We start from the raw sequence: 17339 nt of genomic DNA on the forward strand, positions 1-17339 counted from the left end.
GGGCGCGTCAGTGCTTGCGCAGCGCCTCGATCAGCTCGTCCTTGTCCATGTCGGAGCGGCCCTCGATGCCAATCTCCTGCGCGCGCTCGTAGAGATCGTCCTTCGTCCACTCCTCGTAGGAGGGCGCCTTGCCGCCCTTCTTGGACGGGTGGTCCCCGGCGGCGCGGGCATTGGCGATCCGCGCAGCCTTCTCCTTCGATTCGCCCTGCTTGCGCAGTTCCTCGTAGGTGTCGTCGTCCTTGATCTGCGATCCGTGGTTCTTGGCCATGACGTCCTCCTGTCGTTTGCTCGAAAACGCGGACTGCCCGGGCCTTGTTCCGGCTATTCCGCCGCCGTCGCCGCCGGTTTCGCCATGTCCGACAGGATCTCCGCTGCAATCTCGGTAGAGCGGACGCGGGCGGCATGGTCGTGCATCATGCCGGTGATCATCACCTCGTCGGGGCGATGACGCTCCACCAGCTCCTCGATGCGGCGCCGCACCGTCTGCGGCCCGCCGACTGCGGAGCAGGAGAAGGCCTGCTCGACACCGGCCATCACCTCCGCCGGCACCTCGGAGAGGTCATGCGTCGGCGCCGGCAGCTTGCCGGGGCGACCGGTGCGCAGGCGGGCGAAGGAGAGGATCTGCGAGGAGCGCTGGTACTCCGCCTCCTCGTCGCTGTCCGCCGCGCAGACACCCATCGCCATCATGAAGTATGGCTCCGACAGGTACTGCGAGGGCTGGAAGCGGGTGCGGTAGATGTAGCTCGCCTCCTCCAGCATCGCGGGGGCGAAGTGGCTGGCGAAGGCGTAGGGCAGGCCGAGGTGCGCGGCGAGCTGTGCGCCGTAGAGCGAGGAGCCGAGGATCCAGACGGGCACGTTGGTGCCGGCGCCCGGTACGGCTTGAACCTTGGCGTGCTCCGCCCCGTCGGCGAAGTAGCCCATGATCTCCACCACGTCCTCGGGGAAGCGGTCGGCCCCTTGCATGTTGCGGCGCAGCGCCATGGCCGTCTGCATGTCGGTGCCCGGCGCGCGGCCGAGGCCGAGGTCGATCCGCCCCGGGTAGAGCGTCGCCAGCGTGCCGAACTGCTCGGCCACCACGAGGGGCGCATGGTTGGGCAGCATCACGCCGCCGGAGCCGACGCGGATGGTCGACGTCGCCTCCGCCACGTGGCCGATGACGATGGAGGTCGCGGCCGAGGCGATGCCCGGCATGTTGTGGTGCTCCGCCAGCCAGTAGCGATGGAAGCCAAGGGCTTCGGCACGTTGGGCAAGGTCCCGCGTGTTGACGAGGGCCGTGCCGGCGTCGCTGCCCTCGGGGACGGCGGCGAGATCGAGAAGGGAATATCGGTTCATATGCATCTCCGTTGATATTGAATTGGGATTTCCGCGTCTCGATGCAAGGCTCGCCTTTACAGCCGGCACGCCGGATCATACGATCAATGCGTCGATGGGGGGACCAAGTGCCTGATTTGGCATGTCCCATCATTTCCCTGCCGCCCGGCTCGCGCAGATCGCAGGAGTTCCCATGCTCGCAGACGAACATCCCCTTCAGGGTGACCGGCTCGATTTGCTGGAGGCCTACGGCATCCTCGACACGGAGCCGGAGGAGGAGTTCGACAGCATCACCCGCATCGCTGCGGCGGTGTGCAAGGTGCCGACGGCGCTGATTTCCTTCGTTTCGCATGACCGGCAATGGTTCAAGTCCCGCCTCGGCTGCGCGCTGGAGGAGACGGGGCTGGAAAGCTCGATCTGCAGCCATGCCATCCTCGGTACCGAACTCTTCGAGGTGCAGGATACGCAGGCCGATGCCCGCACCGTGGACAACCCGCTCTGCCAGGGCGAGGACGCGTTCCGCTTCTATGCCGGGGTGCCGATCGTCGATCCGGGCACGGGCCTGCCGCTCGGCTCCGTCTGCGTGCTCGATACCCGGCCGCGCGAGCTGACGGAGATGCAAAAGCAGGTGCTCGGCGATCTGGCGCTGCAGGCGATGCGCCTGATCACGCTGCGCAACTCGGTGCAGCAGCAGGAGATGGCGGCGCGCGAGACGGATCACCGGATCAAGAATTCGCTGCAGTCCGTCGCCTCGCACATCCGCCTGCAGGTGCGGATGCTGCCGAAGGAGAATGTCGTCGCCCGCGAGGCGCTGCAGGCGACGGAGCAGCGGCTGAAGGCCATCGCCACGCTGCACGAGGCGCTGTGCTACTCGGGCACCGGCGAGGAGGTCGACCTGCCGGTCTACCTCGGCCGCATCCTGCGGCTCTCCCTCTCCGAGGCGCCGATGAACATCCGCCACAAGGCCGATCTGGCCGCCTGCAAGGTCGATCCGCGCACCGCGGCGGCGCTGGGCACGCTCGTCAACGAGATGGCGGTGAACGCCGTGCGCCACGCCTTCCCGGGCGGGCAGGAGGGGACGATCTGTCTCACCGGCCACTACCTGCCGGATGGCCATTACGAGCTGACCTGCAGCGACGACGGCATCGGCCTGCCCGAGACACCGGAGCCAGTAGGCGCCAATGGCCGGCCGCGCGGGCTGGGCCATGCGATCATCGAATCGATGCTTCAGCAGCTCGGCGCGCCCCACGCCGCCCCGGGCACGGCGCCCGGAGGCGGGACGAGCCTCTCCGTGCCCTTCCGCCCCACCGGCCCGCGGCAACCGGGCCGGACCGCCGGCGAGGCCGTGAAGGCCGGCGCCGCCGCCGCCCTTGCCAGCCTCGGCGCGGCGGCGGGCGCCCCCCTCGGTGGCGAGCTCGGCGCCGGGACCAGCTTGCCGATCGGCGACGGCAGGGCAGATTCCGCCGCATGAGACGGGCGTCCCGCCCTGCCTGACCGCCAGATGGCGGCTCTTGCCGGGGTGAGGCGGCAGGATTATATGCTCGGCCGCTGAAGCCCTCCTGGGGCTTCCTCCTTCGGGGTTCCCCATGTCTGCCTTCGACGCCGGCTATGCCGGTGATCGGCAGCCGTCCGTATCCGGCACACTCTCCCTCAGCCTCGGCTCCGCCGGGATCGTCTATGGCGATATTGGCACCAGCCCGCTCTACGCGCTCCGCGAGAGCCTGCGTGCCGCGGCCCCGGCCGATCCGGCGCTCGCCGCAGCCGCCGCCAGCGCCAATGTCACCGGCGTCGTCTCGCTGCTCGTCTGGCTGCTGATCGTCATCGTGACGCTGAAGTACGTCGTGCTCATGCTGCGGGCCGACAACAGGGGGGAGGGGGGCACGCTCTCCCTCCTCGCGCTCTGCGAGCGGGCGCTGGGGCGGCGGGGCCGCTGGGTGCTCATCGCCGGCATCGTCGGCACGGCGCTGTTCTTCGGCGACGCGATGATCACCCCGGCCATCTCGGTGCTCTCGGCGACGGAGGGGCTCACCTACCTCTCTCCCGGCTTCGAGCGCTGGGTGCTGCCGGCGGCGGTGGGCATCCTCGTGCTGCTCTTCCTCGCGCAGCGCAGCGGCACGGCACGGGTCGGGCGCTGGTTCGGCCCGATCATGCTGGTCTGGTTCGTCACCCTCGCGGCGCTCGGCCTGCGGCAGATCATCGCCGAGCCGCGCATCCTGCTGGCCCTGAACCCGGTGGTCGGCATCTCCTTCCTTCTGACGCATCTCGGCGCCGCCATGCCGATCCTCGGCGCGGTCTTCCTCGCCGTGACGGGGGCCGAGGCGCTTTATGCCGACATGGGCCACTTCGGGCGTCGGCCGATCCGCCTCGCCTGGTTCGCGCTGGTGCTGCCGGGGCTGATGCTCGCCTACCTCGGGCAGGGGGCGCTCGTCCTCTCCCGGCCTGAGGCGGCGGCGGACCCGTTCTTCCTGATGGTGCCGGAGGCGGCGCTGCCGGCCCTGCTCGTCCTCGCCGCGGCGGCGACGATCATCGCCGCGCAGGCGGTGATCACCGGCGCCTTCTCCGTCGCCCATCAGGCGGCGCAGCTGGGGCTGGTGCCGCGCCTGCGCGCCCGCCACACGTCAGAGACGCATGCCGGGCAGATCTACCTGCCGCAGGTGAACCTGCTGCTCTTCCTCTTCGTGGTGCTGCTGGTGCTGACCTTCGCCTCCTCCGAGCGGCTGGCGACGGCCTACGGCATCGCCGTGACCGGCGTCATGCTGGTGACCTCGGCGCTCGCAATCGTCGTCTTCGCGCATGTCTGGCGCTGGCGGCCGGCGCTGCTGGCGCTCGTCTTCGGCCCGCTGGTGGCGCTGGAGGCGCTGCTGCTGGCGGCGACGCTGACGAAGATCGGCGACGGCGGCTGGCTGCCTCTGACGGTCGCCGCCGGGCTGGTGCTGGTGATGATCGTCTGGGCGGAGGGGACGCGGCTCGTCCTCGTCAAATCCGCCGGAGAGGCCGTGCCGCTGACCCGGCTGATCGCGGATATCGAGCACTCCCCCCGCATCGCGCGGGTGCGGGGGACGGCCGTCTTCCTCTCCGCCCAGCCGGTGGCGGCCCCGCGGGCGCTGCTGCACAACCTCAAGCACAACGGCGTGCTGCACGAGCGCAACATCGTGGTGACGGTGGCCACGGCCGACCGCCCCCACGTGCCGCTGGCGGAGGTGCCGGAGGTGATGCAGCTGTCGGAGAGCTTCCTGCGCGTCCGCCTGACCTTCGGCTATATGGACACGCCGAACCTGCCGGTGGCGCTGAAACAGGCGGTGAAGTTCGACGTCATGCAGACGTCCTTCTTTCTCAACCACCGCAGCTTCAAGCTCTCGCCGAAGAAGGGCCTGACGCGGCTGCGGCACATGCTGTTCGCGGGGCTCTACCGGGCGTCCTCGAGCCCGGGGGAGTATTTCCACCTGCCCTCCAACCGCGTGGTGGAGCTGGGGCAGCAGTTGACGTTGTGAGCGGGGGGCGGCGGGAGGTGGGTTACAAACCCATCCTGCGGGCGGAGGGATCGCTTTCGCCCTGGGGCGCATCGCCCGAGCTCATCCCCCGCCCGTAAGCGCGCCGAAGGCCGGGCGAGCGCCGTCCCGTCCCGCGGGCTGGCGCTCTGGCTGAGCTTGGTGCTCCGCTCAGAGCGGGGAGGTGGGGGCACCATAAAGCGCACGTGCACGATCGTCGGAGCGCCACCCCACGGGCCGGCGCTCGCCCGGCTCCCCCGGGGAGAGGGGCTGCATCGGAGTGGTGGGTTACGAACCCACCGCCTCGCTCACTCCGCCGCCTGGGCGGAGGGGTTGTTCGGGTGTGTCGTCCAGTTGGCGTATTCGCCCTCGACCACGCGGCCCGTCCGCTCGTCCACCGTACCGGCGTCCAGCTCGGTCATGGTGATGCAATCCTCCACCGGGCAGACGTCGACGCAGAGGTTGCAGGCGACGCATTCGTCGTCCTTCACCTCGAAGACCCGGCCGGGCTTCATCGCGATGGCCTGGTGGGAGGTATCCTCGCACGCCGCATAGCAGCGGCCGCACTTGATGCAGAGATCCTGGTCGATCCGGGCCTTGGTGACGTAGTTGAGGTTCAGGTACTGCCAGTCCGTGACGTTGGGCACCGCGCGGCCGACGAAGTCGCTGACCGACGCGTAGCCCTTCTCGTCCATCCAGCCGGAGAGGCCGCGCTTCATCTCGTCCACGATCTTGAAGCCGTAGGTCATCGCCGCCGTGCAGACCTGCACGTTGCCGCAGCCGAGCGCCATGAACTCCGCCGCGTCGCGCCACGTGGTGATGCCGCCGATGCCCGAGATGGGCAGGCCGTGCGTCTCGGCGTCGCGGGCGATCTCGGCGACCATGTTCATGGCGATGGGCTTCACCGCCGGGCCGCAATAGCCGCCGTGGGTGCCCTTGCCGTCGATGGTCGGCTGCGGGCTGAAGTTATCGAGATCTACCGAGGTGATGGAGTTGATCGTGTTGATCAGGCTCACCGCATCGGCCCCGCCGGCCTTCGCGGCGCGAGCGGGCCCGCGCACATCGGTGATGTTGGGGGTGAGCTTCACGATGACGGGCATCCGCGTCATCTGCTTGCACCAGCGGGTGATCATCTCGATCAGGTCGGGCGCCTGCCCCACGGCAGAGCCCATGCCCCGCTCGCTCATCCCGTGCGGGCAACCGCAGTTGAGCTCGATGCCGTCGGCGCCCGTCTCCTCCACCAGCGGCAGGATCTTGCGCCACGCCTCCTCCTCGCAGGGCACCATGATCGAGGCGATCAGCGCCCGGTCGGGGTAGTCGCGCTTGACGGCCTTCATCTCGCGCAGGTTCACCTCCAGCGGGCGGTCGGTGATGAGCTCGATGTTGTTGAGGCCGAGGAGCCGCCGGTCGGCCCCGTAGATGGCGCCGTAGCGCGGGCCGTTGACGTTGACGACGGGCGGCCCCTCCTCGCCCAGTGTCTTCCAGACGACGCCGCCCCAGCCGGCGTCGAAGGCGCGGCGGACGTTGTATTCCTTGTCCGTCGGCGGGGCAGAGGCGAGCCAGAACGGGTTGGGCGAGCGGATGCCGAGGAAGTCGGTGGTCAGGTCAGCCATGGGGTGGTCTCCTGTGGGCGCGTCATGCCCCCTCCTGATGGTCGGGGCAGAAATAGGCGGAGCGGCCGCCGATGCTCTTCTTCTTGATGGTGCCGCCGCAGCGGGGGCAGGGGGCGCCGGGCTTGCGGTGGTGGACGAGCCAGTCGTCCGGCAGGCTCTTCGGCGCGTCCGGTGTGTCGACCGCGGCCTGCAGGATCTCCTGCGCGGCGGCATGGATGTCGCCGAGGCGGTTGTCGCCGAGCGCGTTCGCCGGGATCTCGGGGGAGAGGCCGACGCGGTAGAGCGTCTCGTCCGACCACAGGTTGCCGATGCCGGCGAGGCGGGACTGGTCCATCAGCACGGTCTTGATGGCGCTCTTCGAAGGGCCGACCCGTTCCGCGAACTCGGCCTTGCCGATCTCCAGCGCATCCGGCCCGAGCTTGTGCTCTGCCACGAACGCCTCGACGCTCTCGGCCACGTAGGCATCGCCGAACTTGCGGGGGCAGATGTAGGCGAGGCGGCGGTCGCCCTCGAAGGTCACCGTCAGCTTGGCGTGCTTCGGCGCGCCCTCCGTCTCGTCATAGGTCTGGATGATGCCGGTCATGCCGAGGCTGATCACCAGCCACGGCCCGGTGGCGGAGCCGAGGAAGACGTACTTGCCGTAGCGCCGCGCCTGCGTGAACTGCGTGCCGATCAGCCTCTTCTGTTCCGCCGGCGTCGGCATGGTCATCGGGCCGGGATCGTCGACCGAGATGGCGGCAATTGTCCGGTGGAGGGCCCCGGCCTCCACCCGCCGGCGGTTGGCCTCGGCTGCGGGCAGTTCGGGCATCTAGCGCCCTCCCGCCCGGATCAGTCCGTCGCCAAGCGCCAGAGGAGGGAGATGGCGTCGCCGCCGAGCTGCCCCGACATCGGGATGGCGTAGGCCCAGGCGATGCAGCCGACGATGTCCCACGCCAGAAAGCGGGGGAAGCGCATCAGCGACAGCCCGGCAAGGGCGAAGATCACCGGCCGCAGCGGGCCGAGGAAATGCGCGATGGGCAGCGCGGCCACGCCCCAGCGGCGCATCGTCTCCTTGGCGCGGGCGGTGACGTCCGGCCGGCGGGAGAGGGGCCAGCGCGAGAGCGCCCAGTCCCCGTAGTGCCGGCCGAGCGCGTAGCTGACGCTGGAACCGAGGGCGCTGCCCAGCGCGCCGCCGATCCAGATCGGGGCGAGGTGCAGCGCGCCGCTGGCGGAGAGGGCGCCGAAGCCGAAGAGGATCGTCGTGGAGGGCACGAAGATCGACAGCAGCAAGGTCGTCTCGGCGAACGCCAGCGCGAAGGCGATCACCGCCGCCCATTCGGCGTTCGCCTCCGCGAAGGCGAGAATCGTGTCGATGAAGCCCTGCAAGACCCGCCCCGAATGGCACCGGCGCCTCAGCTATGCCGGGGCATCGGGCGCCGCAAGGGGCGGTGCGGGCCGGGCCGGCGCTCATCCGCCGGCCGTCAGGCTGGCATGGATGTCCTCCGCCGCGTCGCGGCCGTTGGCCACCGCCGTCACCGTCAGGTCATCGCCGCCCGCGGCACAATCGCCGCCGGCCCAGACCTTCTCCAGCGAGGTGCGGCCCGGCCCGGTGACGGCGATCTTCGCCCCCTCGCGGGCGAGCCCCTGATCGCCCGCCAGCCGCTGGCCGATGGCCAGCAGCACCTGGTCGGCCTGCATCAGCACCGGGGCCTCGCTCTCCGGGTGGGTGAAGGCGATCTCCGTCACCGCGCCGTTGCCGCGGATCTCAACCGGGGAGACGTCGAAGACCAGCTGCACGCCCTTGGAGGCAGCCAGATCCTGCTCCCACCGGCTGGCGGGCATGGCCTCGCGCCCCTTGCGGTAGGCCAGCGTGACTGAGGCGGCGCCGAGCAGCTTGGACTGCACGGCCGCGTCCACCGCCGTCATCCCGCCGCCGATCACCACGACGTTCCGCCCGACGGGCAGCGTCGCCTTCTCCTCCGCCTGCCGCAGGCGCTCGATGAAGTGCACCGCCGGCTCAACCCCGGTCATGTCGCTGCCGGGGGCGTTCAACGCGTTGACGCCGCCGAGGCCGAGGCCGAGGAAGACGGCGTCATGGCCCTCCACCAGCTCGGCCAGCGTCAGGTCCTCCCCGAGGGCGCGGCCGGTCTCGATGGTGATGCCGCCGATGCCGAGCAGCCAGTCGACCTCGCGGGCGGCGAAATCGTCGACCGTCTTGTAGGCGGCGATGCCGTATTCGTTGAGCCCGCCGGGCTTGGGCCGCGCCTCGTAGACGGTCACCTCGTGCCCCTTCATCGCGAGCCGGTGCGCGCAGGCCATCCCGGCCGGTCCGCCGCCGACAACGGCGACGTGGCGGCCGGTCGGCGCGCTGCGCACGAAGGGATGCCCCTGCCGCGCCATGACGCTGTCGGTGGCGTGGCGCTGCAGCAGGCCGATCTGCACCGGCTCCCCCTCGGCGATCTCGCGCACGCAGGCGCCTTCGCAGAGGTTCTCCGTCGGGCAGACCCGGGCGCACATGCCGCCGAGGATGTTCTGCTCAAATATCGTGCGGCCCGCGTCTTCCGGCCGGCCGGTGGCGATCTGGCGGATGAAGAGCGGGATGTCGATGGCGGTCGGGCAGGCGGTGACGCAGGGCGCGTCGTAGCAGAAATAGCAGCGATCCGCCGCGACATGCGCCTGATGCTCGCTCAGCGGCGGGTGCAGATCGGCGAAATTATCCCTGATTTCCTGCGGGTCGAGCCGCTCCGGCACGAGGCCCGGCGTCATGGCGTTCGGCAAGGTGCACTCCCGTCCTGATGTCATCCGGAATCGAGGCTGGCACGGAAAGCGAATTTGACCAAGCGGTAAAATATGGGGCGTACTGCGCCGTGCGTCTCAGCCGAGCGCCAGCGCCATGACCCGTCCGCCTTCGCGCGCCAGCTTCACGGCCACCGGCCCGCCGCCCGGCACGTCGACGCTGGCCTCCTCGCCCCCGAAGGCGGAGAGGACGAAGCTCTGCGGGCGCCCGTTCAGCCCCTGCCCATGCGCCTTGGCCGCCGCCTCCTTGGCGCACCAGCCGAAGAGCAGCCCGCCGGCGCCGAGCATCGCCCGCTCTCCCTCTCCGAAGGCACCGTTTGCCAGCGCCTCGGCGTTCACGCCGGCCTCGACCTCCATGTCGATGCCGATCACCCGCCCGGCCGGGGCGGCGGCGGCCAGCGCGGCGCCGCCGGAATGGGTGAGCGTGATGGCGGGGGCGGGGGTGGCGACGCCGAGGGCGGCCAGCGGCTCGGGGTTCACGAAGGGCTTGCCGGCGGCGTCGGCGAGGATCTCGATGTCGGCGGGCAGCAGCAGCACCCCTCATGTATCGTTACCGCTTGAGGGGCGCGGCGCCCCGCCGAAGCAGGCCGCGGGACGCGGCCGGGCCTTGCGCACGGGCGCGCGGCGTGGAATTTTCCGGGGCGCCGGGAAGGAGCCCCGCATGTCCGATCTGAGCCCCGCCGACCTCTCCAGGCTGAAGCCGATTCACAAGCAGCTGCGATTCGCCACGCTGCGGACGATCATGGCGCTGGTCCTGCGCGAGATGAGCTCCACCTACGGGCGCTCCCCGGGCGGCTACCTGTGGCAGATCCTCGAGCCGGCGGCCGGGATCATGCTGCTGACGCTGATCTTCTCGCTCGGCTTCCGCTCCCCCGCGCTGGGGAGCAACTTCGCCATCTTCTATGCCAGCGGGCTGCTGCCGTTCCTGATGCCCCTCAACGTCTCGTCGCGCGTGTCGGGGTCGCTCACCTATTCCAAGCCGCTGCTCGGCTATCCGCGCGTGACGATCCTCGACGCGGTGATGGCGCGCTTCATCCTGAACACGGCGACGCAGGTGCTCACCTCGATCCTCGTCTTCGTCTTCATCCTGTCCTTCTGGGATACCGGCACCATCCTCTACCTGCCCTCGATCCTCCTCGGCTACTCGATGGGCGTGGCGCTGGCGCTCGGGGTGGGCGTGATGAACTGTTATCTTTTTCAACAACTTCCGCTCTGGCGGAGCGTCTGGTCGGTCATCAACCGGCCGCTGCTGCTGATCTCGGGCGTCATCTTCCTGCGCGAGTCGATGCCGGAGCCCTACGGCACGTGGATGGAGTGGAACCCCTACCTGCACGTCGTCTCCGCCGTGCGCCGCGGCTTCTATTACGGATACGAGGCGGAATACGTCGACCCGCTCTACGTCTTCGGCGTGTCGGGCATGATGTTCATCGTCGGCTTCGCCCTGCTGCGCCGCTACCACCGCGACCTGATGGAGCGCTAGGCGCGCCGTTGCGGCTTATTGTCTGACAATGTAGCCTGCCCCGGACGAGACCAGCAGAGGGCAGGGGCATGAGTGATCGGGGAAAGCTGCGCTCGCGCGCCTGGTTCGACAATCCGTCCAGCCCGGAGATCACGGCGCTCTACCTCGAGCGCTATCTGAACTACGGCCTTAGCCTCGAGGAGCTGCGCGGCAGCAAGCCGATCATCGGCATCGCGCAGACGGGCAGCGACCTGTCGCCCTGCAACCGCCACCACCTGGAGCTGGCCAAGCGTGTCCGCGAGGGCATCCGCGAGGCGGGCGGCATCGCGATGGAGTTCCCCGTCCATCCCATCCAGGAGACGGGCAAACGCCCCACCGCCTCGCTCGATCGCAACCTCGCCTACCTCGGGCTGGTGGAATCGCTCTTCGGCTACCCGATCGACGGCGCCGTGCTGACCATCGGCTGCGACAAGACAACGCCGGCGCTGCTGATGGCAGCGGCGACGGTGAACATCCCCGCCGTCGCCCTTTCCGTCGGGCCGATGCTGAACGGCTGGTTCCGCGGCGAGCGCTCCGGCTCCGGCACCATCATCTGGGAGGCGCGCAAGCTCCTCGCCGCCGGGGAGATCGACGAGGAGGGGTTCATCGCCATGGCCGCCTCCTCCGCCCCCTCCGTCGGCTACTGCAACACGATGGGCACCGCCTCCACCATGAACTCGCTGGCCGAGGCGCTGGGCATGCAGCTGCCCGGCTCCGCCGCCATCCCCGCCCCCTACCGCGAGCGGGGGGAGATGGCGTGGCGGACGGGCAAGCAGATCGTCGAGATGGTGCAGGCGGATCGCCGGCCGACGCAGATCATGACGCGCGAGGCCTTCGAGAACGCCATCGTCGTGAACTCCGCCATCGGCGGCTCCTCCAACGCGCCGATCCACCTGCTGGCGATGGCCCGGCACGCAGGTGTCGAGCTCAGCAACCAGGACTTCCAGGACATCGGCCACCACGTGCCGCTTCTGGTGAACCTGCAGCCGGCGGGCAGCTACCTGTCGGAGGATTTCTTCCATGCCGGGGGCGTGCCCGCGGTGATCGGGGAGCTGCTGGCGGCCGGGCTGATCCCGCACCCTGACGTGCTGATGGCCAACGGCCGGACGCTGGCGGAGAATTACAGCGGCCTCTCCAGCCAGCTGCCCGATGTCATCCGCCCCGTCGCCGACCCGCTGGTGGCGGAGGCGGGCTTCCTCAACATGACCGGCAACCTCTTCGCCAGCGCCATCATGAAGACCTCCGTCATCTCGCCCGATTTCCGCGCCCGCTACCTGTCGAAGCCGGAGGACCCGGATGCCTTCGAGGGGCCGGTCTTCGTCTTCGACGGGCCGGAGGATTACCACGCCCGCATCGACGACGCGGCGCTGGGCATCGACGGCACCTCCATCCTCGTGATGCGCGGCACCGGCCCGCTCGGCTATCCCGGCGGCGCGGAAGTGGTGAACATGCGGCCCCCCGCCTACCTGCTCAAGCAGGGGATCGAGGCGCTGCCCTGCATCGGCGACGGGCGGCAATCGGGCACCTCCGGCTCGCCGTCGATCCTCAACGCCGCGCCGGAAGCGGCGGCGGGCGGTAACCTCGCCATCCTGAAGGACGGCGACCGGCTGCGGGTGGACCTCAACACCCAGACCGTCACGCTCCTGCTGTCGGAGGAGGAGATCGAGGCCCGCCGCGCTGCCCTGGAGGCGGCCGGCGGCTACCACGGGCCGGCCAGCCAGACGCCGTGGCAAGCCTATTTCCGCGAGCACGTGCGCCAGTTCGACGAGGGCATGGTGCTCGACCGGGCGGGCGACTTCCACGACGTCGGCAACGCCGCGACGCCGCGCGACAACCACTGAGCGATGGGCGGGACGCAGCCAGAGCCGCTCTACCGCCGCGTCTCCTCCCGCATCGCCGCGATGATCCGCGCCGGGGAGTGGGCCCCGGGAGAGCGGATGCCGCCCGACCGCGAGCTGACGGAGCGGCTCGGCGTCTCCCGCGCCACGGTGCGCGAGGCGATGATCGCGCTGGAGGTGCAGGGCCTCGTCGAGACGCGCTTCGGCCACGGCGCCCGCGTCGCTGCCACCCTGCCGGAGGAGGCTGCCCCCGGCGCCGCCCCGGCCCCCGGCTTCTTCGAGCTGGTCGAGGCGCGGATGCAGGTCGAGGGCCTCATCGCCGGGCTCGCCGCGACCCGCCTGACGGAGCAGGGGCTGTCCCACCTGCGCGCCCTCGCCGAGGGCGTCATGCGCCCGGGCCTGAGCCTGGAGGAGATCGCCGGCCTCGACCGCGCCTTCCACGTCACGCTCGCCGCCGCGACGGGCAATTCCGTCCTGACGGGCCTCGTGGAGGATTTCTGGCGCCAGCGCGCCCGCTTCCCCGACTGGGCGCGCGCCCACAACTTCACCACCGACGCCGACGTCGCCCGCTACATCCGCGACGAGCACCTCGCCATCACCGAGGCGCTGGCGGCCGGCGATGCCGAGGGCGCCCGCGCCCGGATGCAGCTGCATTGCCAGAACTTCGGCGCCTCGCTGCTGGAGAACTGGCACCTCTTCGAAGAGAGCGAGGAGCCGCCGCCCGAGATCGCAGCGCTCTTCCGCCCGTAGGGTGCGTGCTCGTCCCGCACCGATGCCGGCCGGCGGGGATGGGTGCACGGGGCGGGACCGGGGGGCTGTCTGCCCCCCGGAGCCCCCCGAGAGGTATTTGGAAAAGGGCGAGAGGCAGAAGGGGAGGGCGGAGCGCCTCAGAGCCCCAGCACGTCGAACATGTCGTACTCGCCGGGGTGCTTGTCCTGCCCCCACACCGCTGCCTTCAGCGCGCCGCGCGCGAAGAGCGAGCGGTCGGTCGCGACGTGGCGCAGCTCGATCCGCTCGCCCTCGCCGGCGAAGAGCACACTGTGCTCGCCGATGATGTCACCGCCGCGGATGGCGGAGAAGCCGATGGCGCCTTCGCCGCGCGGCCCCGTCTGACCGTCCCGCCCGCGCTCGCTGTGATCGCTAAGCGTGATGCCCCGGCCCTTCGCCGCCGCCTCGCCCAGCATCAGCGCGGTGCCGGAGGGCGCGTCGACCTTGTGGCGGTGATGCGCCTCGATCACCTCGATGTCGAAGGCGGCATCCAGCGCGGCGGCGACCTTCTCCGTCAGCCGGGCGAGGAGGTTGACGCCGAGGCTCATGTTGCCGGCGCGGATCATCACCGCGTGGCGCGCCGCGGCATGGAGGGCGGCGAGGTGCTCCGCCTCGAAGCCGGTCGTGCCGATCACGTGCACCGCGCGGGCCTGCGCCGTCAGCTCGGCATAGGCGACGGTGGCATCGGGGGCGGTGAAGTCGATCACCGCCTGCGCCTTGGCGATGGTGGCGACGGGATCATCGGAGACGGTCACGCCGAGCGCCGCGCCGCCCATCGCCTCGCCGATGTCGCGGCCCAGCCAGTCGGAGCCCTCCCTGTCGAGCGCCCCGACGAGCTTCAACGCCGGGGAGGCCGTCACCAGCCGCACCAGCACCTGCCCCATGCGGCCCGAGGCCCCGGTTACCACCACGCCCGGCACTGTCTCGCTCATCTCGTCGCTCCCGCTGTTCCCCTCCGGCTCTAGCCGCCGCCCGCCGCGAAAGGCAAGGCGTGAGGGGCGGGGAGGTCGCCCGATCCGAGCGCCGTAGGGTGGGTTTCCAAGCCACCTTCCCCCTCTCCACCGGGCAGGCGCTCGCCCTGCGCCTTTGGCGCTTACCGGGCGGGGGCACAGCGGCGGCTTGGCACTCCGATCCGCTCGCCGAGTAGGCCGGGCTTCAGCCCGGCATTCTCACCTTGCTATCCAGTCCGACGCCTCAGCCTCGTCTCGGTCACAAGAAGATGCGGCGACCGGCGGCCCTAGGCGTATGGTCTCTAGTGGTGACTTCAGTCGCCCACCCCTCACCGGCACGTCATCCTGCGGGCCTCCCCATTGGCATCGAGGCCCCCTTGCCTTAGATCACGCCCATGAGCCGCAATCCCTCCTCCGCCTCCGGCCCCTCGCAACGCCAGCTCCGTGTCGGCGAGCTGGTGCGCCGCGCGCTGGCCGACATCCTCATGCGGGGCGACGTGCATGACGAGGTGCTCGGCCGCACCTCCATCACCGTCGGCGAGGTGCGCTGCACGCCCGATCTCAAGCAGGCGACCGCCTACGTCCTGCCGCTCGGCGGCGAGGGCACCGAGGCGGTGCTCGCCGCCCTTCGCCAGAACAAGGCCGAGATCCGCCACCTCATCGCCAAGCAGGTGGATCTGAAATACGCGCCCGACCTGCGCTTCGAGGCCGACGCGACCTTCGACAAGATGGACGAAACCCGCCGCCTTCTGAACGAAGAGCGCGTGCGCCGCGACGTCGAGGAATGATCCCCCGGCTCGCGCTCGCCGCCCTCTTCGCCCTCCTCGCCGCCCCCTCCGTCGCCCTCGATTGCCGGCGGGAGAGCTTCGAGGGGCGGAGCTTCTCGCTCTGCCGCGTGAGCCCCTCCGAAGGAGAGCTGCGGCTCTTCCTCGACGATGCCGAGGGCCAGCCTTACGGCAGCTTCGAGGCGGTGCAAGAGGCGCACCCCGACAGGCGCCTCGCCTTCGCGATGAACGCCGGCATGTACCACCCCGACCGTTCGCCCGTGGGCCACTATGTCGAGGAAGGGGAGGAGGTGATGCGCCTCCTGACCAACGCCAGCCCCGGCAACTTCGGCCTGCTGCCCAACGGGGTGCTCTGCCTCAACGACGACAGCGCCCGGGTGATCGAGACCCTCCGCTTCGCCGACGAGTCGCCCGCCTGCCGCTATGCCACGCAATCCGGCCCCATGCTGGTGATCGACGGCGAGCTGCATCCGCGGTTCCTGGAAAGCTCCACCTCCCGCTTCGTGCGCAACGGGGTCGGCACCACGCCGGAGGGGGACGAGGCGACCTTCGTCATCTCCGACGAGCCGGTGACGTTCTGGGAATTCGGGCGCTTCTTCCGCGACTTCCTCGGCCTCGACCAGGCGCTGTTCTTCGACGGCAACGTCTCCCGCCTGCATGCGCCGGATTTCGGCCGCTCCGACATGGGCCGCTCCATGGGCCCGATCGTCGGGCTGCTGGTGCCGCCCATCGTCGATGGCGGCGAGGTTGACCCGGCCGGGGCCGGCGGCTAATCGGGCGCCTCGCATCCGGAGGCAGGCATGGCACGAAAGCGCAAGGGACGCCCGGTCTCGGGCTGGCTGATCATCGACAAGCCGGCGGGCATGGGCTCCACCGATGTCGTCTCCAAGTGCCGCTGGCTGCTGCAGGCCCAGAAGGCCGGGCACGCGGGCACGCTGGATCCGGCCGCCACCGGCCTGCTCGCGGTGGCGTTCGGCGAGGCGACGAAGACCATCCCCTACGTCACCGATGCGCTGAAGTGCTACCGCTTCACCGTGCGCTTCGGCGCCGCCACCACGACGGACGACGCCGAGGGCGAGGTTCTGGAGACCTCCGACTCCCGGCCCTCCGACGCGGACATCGAGGCGGCCCTCGCCCCCTTCCGCGGCCAGATCAGCCAGGTCCCCCCCGCCTTCTCCGCGGTGAAGGTGGCCGGCGAGCGCGCCTATGACCTCGCCCGCGACGGCGAGGTGGTGGAGCTGGAGGCCCGCCCCCTCTGGGTGGAGCGGCTGGAGCTGGTGGAGCGCCCCGATCCGGGCAGCGCGGTGCTGGAGATGGTCTGCGGCAAGGGCGGCTATGTCCGCTCCATCGCCCGCGATCTCGGCCGCGCGCTCGGCTGCCTCGGCCATGTCACCGCGCTCCGCCGCGTCTGGTCCGGCCCGTTCGACCTCGAGGACGCGGTGACGATTGCCGAGATCGAGGCGCTGGAGGGGCCCGAGGCGCGGGAGGCGCAGCTCCTGCCGCTGGAGACCTCGCTGGAGGATCTGCCGCAGGTCACCGTGCCCGAATCGTCGCTGGTGAAGCTGCGCAACGGCAATGCCGCCTCCGTCATCGCCTCGGGCGTGGAGTTCGGCAGCGAATGCTGGGCCAGCCACAAGGGCGTGCCGGTGGCCATCGGCCGCTACATGGGCGGCGAATTCCACCCCGCGCGGGTGTTCGTGGCCGAATGAGCCGGCCGGCGGCGCGCTGGCCCCCTAGCCTCCTCCGCCGGGAGCACGCGGCGGAGGGGACGCGGTCGGAGGCGTTCTACTCCGCCTGCGAGGCCTATCGCTACCTGCTGCTGCGCGAGTGGGGGGAGGGGCCGCGGATCCTCTGGATCATGCTCAATCCCTCGACGGCGGACGAGCGGCGCAACGACCCGACGATCGAGCGCTGCCAGCGGCGGGCCCGGGCCTGGGGCTGCGGGGCGATGGGTATCGCCAACCTCTTCGCCTTCCGCGCCACGCGGCCCGCGGCGCTGAAGGCGGCGGCGGACCCGCAAGGGGGCGACAACGCGATCGCCATCGAGGCGGCGCTGGGCTGGCTGGCGGGCGGCATGGTGCTCTGCGCCTGGGGCGTGCATGGCGGCCACCTCGGCCGCGGCGCCGCGCTGGCCGCGCAGCTTGCGGCTCGGGGCCAGCAGCTCCACGCCCTCGGCCTGACGAAGGAGGGCCACCCCCGCCACCCGCTCTACCTGCCTTACAGCGCCCGCCCGGCCCCCTGGGTGCCGGGCACCGTCGCCGCTTAACCCTGCCTTTCGGATTTCGCTGAAGGGCGCGCCCGCCCGTGCTATCG

The 17339-nt window shown here is 70.6% G+C and carries 17 protein-coding genes; 9 read left to right on the plus strand and 8 right to left on the minus strand.

What is annotated here, in order from left to right; genetic code table 11:
* Nucleotides 1–7 precede the first annotated feature (7 nt).
* Together GY170_RS01915 and GY170_RS01920 are read right to left on the minus strand one after the other, a co-directional pair.
* Nucleotides 8–268, minus strand: coding sequence for a DUF7218 family protein (locus GY170_RS01915; RefSeq protein WP_163889457.1), 261 nt, complete (start codon nt 266–268; stop codon nt 8–10).
* 53 nt (nt 269–321) lie between these two features.
* On the minus strand, nt 322–1332 hold the full coding sequence (locus tag GY170_RS01920; RefSeq protein WP_163889459.1) for an LLM class flavin-dependent oxidoreductase: 1011 nt from the start codon (nt 1330–1332) through the stop codon (nt 322–324).
* A gap of 172 nt (nt 1333–1504) precedes the next feature.
* On the opposite strand from GY170_RS01920, the gene GY170_RS01925 reads away from it, so the two are divergent.
* Both GY170_RS01925 and GY170_RS01930 read left to right on the plus strand, forming a co-directional pair.
* Entirely contained in the window at nt 1505–2782 is a 1278-nt protein-coding gene (locus GY170_RS01925; RefSeq protein ID WP_163889461.1) for a histidine kinase dimerization/phosphoacceptor domain -containing protein, read from the plus strand.
* A gap of 115 nt (nt 2783–2897) precedes the next feature.
* Nucleotides 2898–4802, plus strand: a complete 1905-nt coding sequence (locus tag GY170_RS01930) for a potassium transporter Kup (protein ID WP_163889463.1) — start codon at nt 2898–2900, stop codon at nt 4800–4802.
* Between the two features lie 305 nt (nt 4803–5107).
* Here the strand turns inward: GY170_RS01930 and preA are convergent, their stop codons facing one another.
* From preA to GY170_RS01955, 5 genes are all read right to left on the minus strand, one after another.
* Nucleotides 5108–6412 carry an NAD-dependent dihydropyrimidine dehydrogenase subunit PreA gene (gene preA, locus GY170_RS01935; protein ID WP_163889465.1) on the minus strand — a complete coding sequence of 435 codons (1305 nt, stop codon included), beginning with the start codon at nt 6410–6412 and terminating at the stop codon, nt 5108–5110.
* A gap of 22 nt (nt 6413–6434) precedes the next feature.
* Complete coding sequence (locus tag GY170_RS01940; protein ID WP_163889467.1) at nt 6435–7220, minus strand: Fpg/Nei family DNA glycosylase; 786 nt, start codon at nt 7218–7220, stop codon at nt 6435–6437.
* A gap of 20 nt (nt 7221–7240) precedes the next feature.
* On the minus strand, nt 7241–7777 hold the full coding sequence (locus GY170_RS01945) for a DedA family protein (RefSeq protein WP_163889469.1): 537 nt from the start codon (nt 7775–7777) through the stop codon (nt 7241–7243).
* Between the two features lie 81 nt (nt 7778–7858).
* Nucleotides 7859–9157: an NAD(P)-dependent oxidoreductase gene (locus GY170_RS01950; protein WP_235924030.1), complete on the minus strand. Its 1299-nt coding sequence runs from the start codon at nt 9155–9157 to the stop codon at nt 7859–7861.
* A 108-nt stretch (nt 9158–9265) separates the two neighbouring features.
* Nucleotides 9266–9724: a 4'-phosphopantetheinyl transferase family protein gene (locus GY170_RS01955; RefSeq protein WP_163889473.1), complete on the minus strand. Its 459-nt coding sequence runs from the start codon at nt 9722–9724 to the stop codon at nt 9266–9268.
* A gap of 124 nt (nt 9725–9848) precedes the next feature.
* Here GY170_RS01955 and GY170_RS01960 point away from each other — a divergent pair, with 124 nt between their 5' ends.
* The 3 genes from GY170_RS01960 (at nt 9849) to GY170_RS01970 (ending at nt 13273) form a co-directional block, all read left to right on the plus strand.
* Nucleotides 9849–10667: an ABC transporter permease gene (locus tag GY170_RS01960; RefSeq protein ID WP_235923988.1), complete on the plus strand. Its 819-nt coding sequence runs from the start codon at nt 9849–9851 to the stop codon at nt 10665–10667.
* A 68-nt stretch (nt 10668–10735) separates the two neighbouring features.
* Nucleotides 10736–12526 carry an IlvD/Edd family dehydratase gene (locus GY170_RS01965; RefSeq protein ID WP_163889475.1) on the plus strand — a complete coding sequence of 597 codons (1791 nt, stop codon included), beginning with the start codon at nt 10736–10738 and terminating at the stop codon, nt 12524–12526.
* Nucleotides 12527–12529: 3 nt separating this feature from the next.
* Entirely contained in the window at nt 12530–13273 is a 744-nt protein-coding gene (locus GY170_RS01970; protein WP_163889477.1) for a FadR/GntR family transcriptional regulator, read from the plus strand.
* A gap of 137 nt (nt 13274–13410) precedes the next feature.
* On the opposite strand, the gene dapB is transcribed toward GY170_RS01970, so the two are convergent.
* Complete coding sequence (gene dapB / locus GY170_RS01975; protein WP_163889478.1) at nt 13411–14223, minus strand: 4-hydroxy-tetrahydrodipicolinate reductase; 813 nt, start codon at nt 14221–14223, stop codon at nt 13411–13413.
* 413 nt (nt 14224–14636) lie between these two features.
* Here dapB and rbfA point away from each other — a divergent pair, with 413 nt between their 5' ends.
* Genes rbfA through GY170_RS01995 form a run of 4 tightly spaced genes read left to right on the plus strand, consistent with a single transcriptional unit; the run spans nt 14637 to nt 17292 of the window.
* Entirely contained in the window at nt 14637–15029 is a 393-nt protein-coding gene (rbfA, locus tag GY170_RS01980; protein WP_163889480.1) for a 30S ribosome-binding factor RbfA, read from the plus strand.
* On the plus strand, nt 15026–15799 hold the full coding sequence (locus tag GY170_RS01985) for a phosphodiester glycosidase family protein (protein ID WP_163889482.1): 774 nt from the start codon (nt 15026–15028) through the stop codon (nt 15797–15799). Before rbfA ends, GY170_RS01985 begins: the two co-directional genes overlap by 4 nt.
* 27 nt (nt 15800–15826) lie before the next feature.
* Nucleotides 15827–16735: a tRNA pseudouridine(55) synthase TruB gene (gene truB, locus GY170_RS01990; RefSeq protein ID WP_163889484.1), complete on the plus strand. Its 909-nt coding sequence runs from the start codon at nt 15827–15829 to the stop codon at nt 16733–16735.
* Entirely contained in the window at nt 16732–17292 is a 561-nt protein-coding gene (locus tag GY170_RS01995) for a DUF1643 domain-containing protein (RefSeq protein ID WP_163889486.1), read from the plus strand. The genes truB and GY170_RS01995 overlap by 4 nt, the downstream gene beginning before the upstream one ends.
* Nucleotides 17293–17339 lie beyond the last annotated feature (47 nt).

This window comes from Pseudoroseicyclus tamaricis (assembly GCF_012070395.1).
Classification (GTDB): Bacteria; Pseudomonadota; Alphaproteobacteria; order Rhodobacterales; family Rhodobacteraceae; genus Pseudoroseicyclus_A; species Pseudoroseicyclus_A tamaricis.

Bases quoted from the DNA above. Each gene is read 5' to 3' on its own strand.
- GY170_RS01915 (WP_163889457.1), bottom strand. From the start codon at position 268: ATGGCCAAGAACCACGGATCGCAGATCAAGGACGACGACACCTACGAG.
- GY170_RS01925 (WP_163889461.1), top strand. From the start codon at position 1,505: ATGCTCGCAGACGAACATCCCCTTCAGGGTGACCGGCTCGATTTGCTG.
- GY170_RS01965 (WP_163889475.1), top strand. From the start codon at position 10,736: ATGAGTGATCGGGGAAAGCTGCGCTCGCGCGCCTGGTTCGACAATCCG.
- preA (WP_163889465.1), bottom strand. From the start codon at position 6,412: ATGGCTGACCTGACCACCGACTTCCTCGGCATCCGCTCGCCCAACCCG.
- truB (WP_163889484.1), top strand. From the start codon at position 15,827: ATGGCACGAAAGCGCAAGGGACGCCCGGTCTCGGGCTGGCTGATCATC.
- GY170_RS01920 (WP_163889459.1), bottom strand. From the start codon at position 1,332: ATGAACCGATATTCCCTTCTCGATCTCGCCGCCGTCCCCGAGGGCAGC.
- GY170_RS01940 (WP_163889467.1), bottom strand. From the start codon at position 7,220: ATGCCCGAACTGCCCGCAGCCGAGGCCAACCGCCGGCGGGTGGAGGCC.
- GY170_RS01950 (WP_235924030.1), bottom strand. From the start codon at position 9,157: ATGACGCCGGGCCTCGTGCCGGAGCGGCTCGACCCGCAGGAAATCAGG.
- GY170_RS01960 (WP_235923988.1), top strand. From the start codon at position 9,849: ATGTCCGATCTGAGCCCCGCCGACCTCTCCAGGCTGAAGCCGATTCAC.
- GY170_RS01985 (WP_163889482.1), top strand. From the start codon at position 15,026: ATGATCCCCCGGCTCGCGCTCGCCGCCCTCTTCGCCCTCCTCGCCGCC.
- dapB (WP_163889478.1), bottom strand. From the start codon at position 14,223: ATGAGCGAGACAGTGCCGGGCGTGGTGGTAACCGGGGCCTCGGGCCGC.
- GY170_RS01930 (WP_163889463.1), top strand. From the start codon at position 2,898: ATGTCTGCCTTCGACGCCGGCTATGCCGGTGATCGGCAGCCGTCCGTA.
- GY170_RS01970 (WP_163889477.1), top strand. From the start codon at position 12,530: ATGGGCGGGACGCAGCCAGAGCCGCTCTACCGCCGCGTCTCCTCCCGC.
- rbfA (WP_163889480.1), top strand. From the start codon at position 14,637: ATGAGCCGCAATCCCTCCTCCGCCTCCGGCCCCTCGCAACGCCAGCTC.
- GY170_RS01995 (WP_163889486.1), top strand. From the start codon at position 16,732: ATGAGCCGGCCGGCGGCGCGCTGGCCCCCTAGCCTCCTCCGCCGGGAG.